The 5,420-nt window shown below is 66.4% G+C and carries 5 protein-coding genes and 2 pseudogenes; 4 read left to right on the top strand and 3 right to left on the bottom strand.

The features are described from left to right. Positions 1–192: 192 nt before the first annotated feature. Positions 193–430, top strand: a pseudogene (locus ADL12_RS56525) (transporter); the annotation flags it as partial. 617 nt (positions 431–1,047) lie between these two features. Here the strand turns inward: ADL12_RS56525 and ADL12_RS19615 are convergent. Beyond that, positions 1,048–1,725 carry a hypothetical protein gene (locus ADL12_RS19615; protein WP_159053206.1) on the bottom strand — a complete coding sequence of 226 codons (678 nt, stop codon included), beginning with the start codon at positions 1,723–1,725 and terminating at the stop codon, positions 1,048–1,050. A gap of 39 nt (positions 1,726–1,764) precedes the next feature. Between ADL12_RS19615 and ADL12_RS19620 the strand changes: the two genes are divergently transcribed. Then, positions 1,765–2,289, top strand: a complete 525-nt coding sequence (locus ADL12_RS19620) for an SMI1/KNR4 family protein (RefSeq protein ID WP_062703974.1) — start codon at positions 1,765–1,767, stop codon at positions 2,287–2,289. Between the two features lie 134 nt (positions 2,290–2,423). Here ADL12_RS19620 and ADL12_RS19625 read toward each other — a convergent pair whose 3' ends face one another. Beyond that, positions 2,424–3,002, bottom strand: coding sequence for an ArsR/SmtB family transcription factor (locus tag ADL12_RS19625; protein WP_062703975.1), 579 nt, complete (start codon positions 3,000–3,002; stop codon positions 2,424–2,426). Between the two features lie 57 nt (positions 3,003–3,059). Between ADL12_RS19625 and ADL12_RS19630 the strand changes: the two genes are divergently transcribed. After that, positions 3,060–3,629, top strand: coding sequence for a dienelactone hydrolase family protein (locus tag ADL12_RS19630; protein WP_062703976.1), 570 nt, complete (start codon positions 3,060–3,062; stop codon positions 3,627–3,629). A 121-nt stretch (positions 3,630–3,750) separates the two neighbouring features. Continuing rightward, the gene (locus ADL12_RS19635) at positions 3,751–4,152 is read left to right on the top strand and encodes a PIN domain-containing protein (protein ID WP_062703977.1); all 402 of its coding nucleotides are present in this window, start codon (positions 3,751–3,753) and stop codon (positions 4,150–4,152) included. A gap of 156 nt (positions 4,153–4,308) precedes the next feature. Here the strand turns inward: ADL12_RS19635 and ADL12_RS50575 are convergent. After that, a pseudogene (locus tag ADL12_RS50575) lies at positions 4,309–5,094 on the bottom strand (IS5 family transposase). Between the last annotated feature and the right edge of the window lie 326 nt (positions 5,095–5,420).

The following is a 5,420-nucleotide window of genomic DNA, read 5'->3' on the forward strand; positions in this document are numbered from 1 at the left end:
AGTACCGGCCGCACCTGATCGTTGGCTGCTTACCGACCACCGGCCTGGATCTCGACGGACTGATCGACGAACCGGACATCGCCAATTCAACCTGAGTAGTGGCCTCGACGGCCATCACCCTCACCGGAGCCGAGGACGCCTTCCTGCTCTCGGGTGCCGCCCTCGTCGCCCTGGCCGTGACCGCCGCGCTCCATGGCGTGGCTCATGGCCCACAAGGACGCCTTCCGGAATCTGGTCCGCGACCGGCTCGGGGTCACGGCCGCGTCCCAGATCCTGTGGAGCGCACCCCGGCTGATCTGCGTCGCCGGCGACTTCACCCGCTACGACGCGCACGTCGTACGAGAGCACCGGCGCTCGATCGGCCTGGTCCGCTACCGGTACTTCGGCACCGACCTCATCGGTCTTGAGACCGTGGCTTCCGTCACGGGGCATTCGGCCATGGCCAAGCAGGCCCGCCGGCGCGCGGCTGGGACGCCGTCGGTTCGGACGCGGGGTGGAGCGATCGGGCAGCTCCAGGAGCGTCTTGCGGGTGATGCGGATCTCCTCGGCTGTGCGGAAAGCTCCGCCATCCGCTCCTTGGCCGCCTTGGCCTGCGCAGCGATCTCCTGTTCCCGCTCCTCCAGCCGTGCCGGCACCGCGCCGAGGGTGAGCCGATCGCCGGTCATACGGTGCGCCAGGACGGCGCGGTCGCCCCGATCGGCCGGCGCAGTATCACCGCGGTCATCGCCCAGTACACCCGCGACTCGGAGGTGCGGGGCAGGTGTTCGTAATCGCGCACCAGCCGACGGTGCAGCATCAAGATCCCGTAGACCTCATTTTCCCCCTTTTCCCTCCTTGCGAGCCGGATCCATGCCGGACATCCGCGTGATCATGGCACCTCTTGGAGCGCCCGACCATGGGCTTCCTCCCAGGTGGTGAGGACCGGGCAGGGCGCTGACGAGCACTGGCCGGGCATGGCCGCAGAGGGACGCCGCGGCCAACGCCGCACAGCCGCGGCGAGGGGGCGGGCGCCGGGCTCGGGGCAGGTGCTTTGATGGTCTGGGCCCGTCAGACCGTGTGCAGTGGTAGCCGGGCGTGCCGTCCGGTACTCCGTTGCTGTTGTCGTTGCACGATCCATCGGACCAGCGGCAGAAGGCCCAGCCACACCACCAGCATGACCGGCACGCTCGTGAAGGTGCCCACAACCATGGCCGGGAGCGCACACAGGGCTGCTCCGGCCGCTTCCTTGCCCCTGGTCACGGGTGTGGCGGGCAGGTCCCGCACGGCGTGGCGCCGGGCCCGGGCCAGGGCCATGCCTCCCGCGTACAGGCCGTGCGCGCCGCCGCAGATCACCGCCAGGGCGAGCGCGCACACGAAGACCGGCTCGCCCTCCGGGGTATCGGCGGTCTCCTGGGAGACATTGCCCTGGCGTACCGCGGTCGCGTAGTCCCGCCACAGGGTGACCGTCACGTTGTCACCTGGGCGCAGGCGCTTGAGCAGCGGCTCCGAGGCGCCCATGTCGATGCTGCGGGGCACCTGCGTCGGACCGTTCAGGTACAGCGTGTACTCCGATGACTTGTTCTGTTCCTTGATCACCGTACGGGTCACGGTCGCGCCGAATGAGCGCAAGCAGTCGTCATGGGAAGAGGACAGGGCGGTGCAGGAGGTCGCGGTTGTGAACGCCTTCTCGTCCTCGATCAGGCTCGGCACGATGGCCAGTCCCGCCGCACCGAGGAGAAGCATCACGACACCGAGCAGAGCCGCGCACAGCCCCCACACACGGTCGTGGCGCGATTCGATGAGGTCCTGGCTACGTTCTGGGCTGACGGTGATTACGGCGTCCAGCCGCCTCTGACGGACGAGACGGTGCGGGAAGCCGAGCATGTGCTCGGGGTGACGCTGCCCTCGGCTCTGCTTGGCTTTCTGCGGGTTCAGAACGGCGGCGTCGTGGCTGCTGATCACGATGCGTTCCCCACCAGCCAGCCGACCTCGTGGAGCCAAGACCACGTTCCCTTCGATGCCCTGATGGGCATCGGGGGACTCGAACAGATGACGTCGTTGCTCGACACGCCTTACTTGGTCAAAGAGTGGGGGCTGCCATCGCCGATCGTGCTTCTCTCCGGCGACGGGCACTGCTGGATCGGTCTCGACTACCGAGGTTGCGGCCCGGACGGCGACCCATCGGTCACCTGGTTCGACGTCGAACTCGACACCGAACTCACACTGGCCAGTGACTTCAGGACGTTCGTCGAGAAACTCACTGCAGCCAGCGGCTTCGATCTCGACCCTGGCGACCCCACGTCGAATTGATGCCGGTCCTTTCTGGACCAGGGCCTGTCCGATAGGTCAGGTGACTCGGTGGTTGCTGCCTGAGATGGGGCCAGGGCGGTGAAGGTTCGGGGGCTGCAGGCCGTGGCTGCGGGCGACGCGACCTGCGGTACAGGTCAGTCCGCCGCAGACTCAGCCTCTGGCAGCGCCGGATAGTCGGTCGGGTAGAGACCGGCCGCGAAGCCGTACACCACATCGCCTCCGCGCGGCAGTTGTGCGTAGTCATTGGCGAGTTCCAGGACCCGCGCCCAGAACTCGCGGGCCTGCTCCTGCGGGATCCGAACATGCCGCACGATCGAGGACAGTTGATCTGCCTGGTGCGCCGGGACCGACTCGGCTGCGGCCGTGGCGAGATCGTTGTTGCAGTACGGAGTGACGCCCCCGTCAGTCGGGCTGACCGTGCCGACACGGAAGATGCGCGCGGTGCGGCCGTAGAAACGCTCGTCGATGGCCCGCACCCGGCGGGTCCGCACGACTTTCAGCAGCTGGGCATCGACCAGGACGCTCACGTGGTGCGCGACCGTGCTCTTCGGGCGGTCGAGTGCGCCGGCCAATTCGCTCACAGTGGCGGCGCGTTCGAGGAGCAGCTCGAGGATGGCGTTGCGCACTGGGCTGGCCAGTGCGTGGAGCTGGGCCGGGTCTGACACGTCTGTGACGTCGGCGAGGTCGTAGTCGGGAAGGGTATTGTTCGGCACCTCTCGATTATTCTAAAGTTTCGGATCATTCGCTACTGGTGAGCAAGGGGTTCGGGCATGACAGAGGTCGTACTGTTCCATCACGCGCAGGGGCTGACCCCCGGCGTCGCCGCTTTCGCCGACGAACTCCGCGCCGTCGGCCACACCGTCCACACGCCCGATCTCTTCGAGGGGCGTACCTTCGGCTCCCTTGAGGAGGGTTCGGGCTACGTCGAGCAGATCGGCTTCGGCGAGATCACCGAGCGTGGCGTCCGCGCGGCCGAGCACCTGCCGCAGGACATCGTTTACGTCGGCTTCTCGCTCGGTGTGCTGCCTGCCCAGAAGCTGGCGCAGACTCGGTCGGGCGCGCGGGGCGCGCTCCTGTTTCACGCCTGTATCCCTGTGTCGGAGTTCGGCGCGGCTTGGCCTGACGGTGTGCCTGTGCAGGTGCATGCGAAGGAAGCCGATCCGTTCTTCGACGAGGACGTCGATGCTGCTCGCGCGCTCGTCTCCGATTCCGCTGACGCGGAGATGTTTCTGTATCCCGGAGACCAGCATCTGTTCGCGGACCATTCGCTGACGTCCTACGACCCGGACGCTGCCAAGCTCCTGACCCAGCGGACGATCGAGTTTCTCGGCTCGCGCTAGGGCGCGTATCGAGTCGTGATCAATCTGCGGGTTCGGGACTCGTTCCGAGGCTCTGATCCGGTAGATCGTTTTGTGTGACTCGTGTGCAACTGACGGACGAGGAGTGGGAGTTCATCGAGCCATGACGCGCTACGTGGTCGATGCCAGGACCTTGCTGCACATCGTGTCGACCGGTGTGCAGATCAGACCCGATCACCAGCTTGTCGCGCCAAATCCGGTGCGGTCGCAGGCACTGTCGCTGCTGTTCGAACAGGTCAGCTGCGGCGAGCTCGACGAGGTCGAGGCGTTGCGTATGCACGAGCGTCTGACCGAGGTAAAGATGCGACTGCTGGGCGACCGGGTCTCCCGTCGCACAGCCTGGCGGATCGCCCGGGAGCATGGGTGGGACACTATCGGGGACGCCGAATACGTCGCTGTGACGCGGCTTCAGGCCGATGCGCTGGTCACGATCGATGAGGCATTGGCTCGTCGGGCGGATGGCATCGTTCCCGTGGCGTCGCTGGACGCTCTGAGTTCCACGTAAGGCTCTCGCAAGCGAGTACTGCGGCGATCGTCGGCCCGGCCTGCCCGAGCTGGGGGTCGACCATTCTTCGGGATCTGCCCTCAAGGATTTGGATCATAGGCACCACGGCGCGATTCGTTGATCACGACTCGATACGCGCCCTAGGTTGTTGGCGAGTCATGCGCAAAGCCAGAGACGCAGGGCTGCGACGACCACCGTGCCGTGAAAGACGTACGCCCTCTTGTCGAAACGCGTGGCCACTGCCCGGCTCGCCTTCAACCGGTTGATCACCCTCTCGACTTCGTTTCTGCGGACATAGCGTGCCGCATCGAAGCCGGCGGGCCTGCCGCCGCTGCTGCCACGGCGTAGGCGGTGGGCCTGCTGGTCACAGCGTCCGGCCGGGTGCGCGGACGGCCGCCGTCAGGCCGAGGCACGCGAATGCGCTCCAGGACCGGGATCATCTGTGGGGCATCACCCCCCTGACCAGCATGGCCAGAGGCCGCAGACCACCCTCGTCGACCAAGTGAATCTTCGTTGTCAGGCCGCCGCGCGAACGGCCCAATGCCTCGTCGGGGCGGTGCTGAGCGGGCGGGTACGCTTGCCGGGCTTCTGCGGCGCCTGTTTGCGTGCGCCAGCGGCGTGTTGATGAGCACGGCACACAGTGGAGTCCACACTCACCATGGACCAGTCGATCCGACCGTCAGTGCCGGCATCAGCCTGGACGGTCCGGAAGATCTGCTCCCAGGTGCCGTCCGCGGACCAGCGCCGGTGCCGGTCGTAACAGGTCTGCCACTTTCCGAACCTCGTTGGAAGGTCCCTCCAGGGGATGCCGGTCCGTATGCGGAACAAGATTCCGTTGATGATCTTCCGGTGTTCCTTCCACCGGCCGCCCCGACCGGTGTTCTTCGGCAAGTGCGGCTCCAGCTGGGCCCACTCGAAGTCGGTCACATCACCTCGCCCCACGCAGTGCTGAACGATCGGCGGTCCAGCTCGTAACTGACCTCTCGGACAGGCCCTAAGGATTCGTGTAGTTGTCGTGCCATGCTGATGTCCTCCGTGAAGGTGGAGACGAGGTGCGGCGTGCTTGGTAGGTGGGCCGCACCTCGCGTGTTCTCAGAACTGTCTGATCTGGGGCAGCCCCACAGTTGCTGCCGTTGTCCTGGGTCGATCCGCAGCATCGGGCAGCGAACGCGGTTGCGTCCTGAGAAGTGGTGTACGGGTTCGACCTGATGTGGGGGTTTGCTCCGGCATCGGGATGGTGCCCGCATAGATGAACGGCCACCGGCTGA

Origin of the sequence: Streptomyces regalis, assembly GCF_001509475.1 — a bacterium.
In the GTDB taxonomy this organism is placed as follows: Bacteria; Actinomycetota; Actinomycetes; order Streptomycetales; family Streptomycetaceae; genus Streptomyces; species Streptomyces regalis.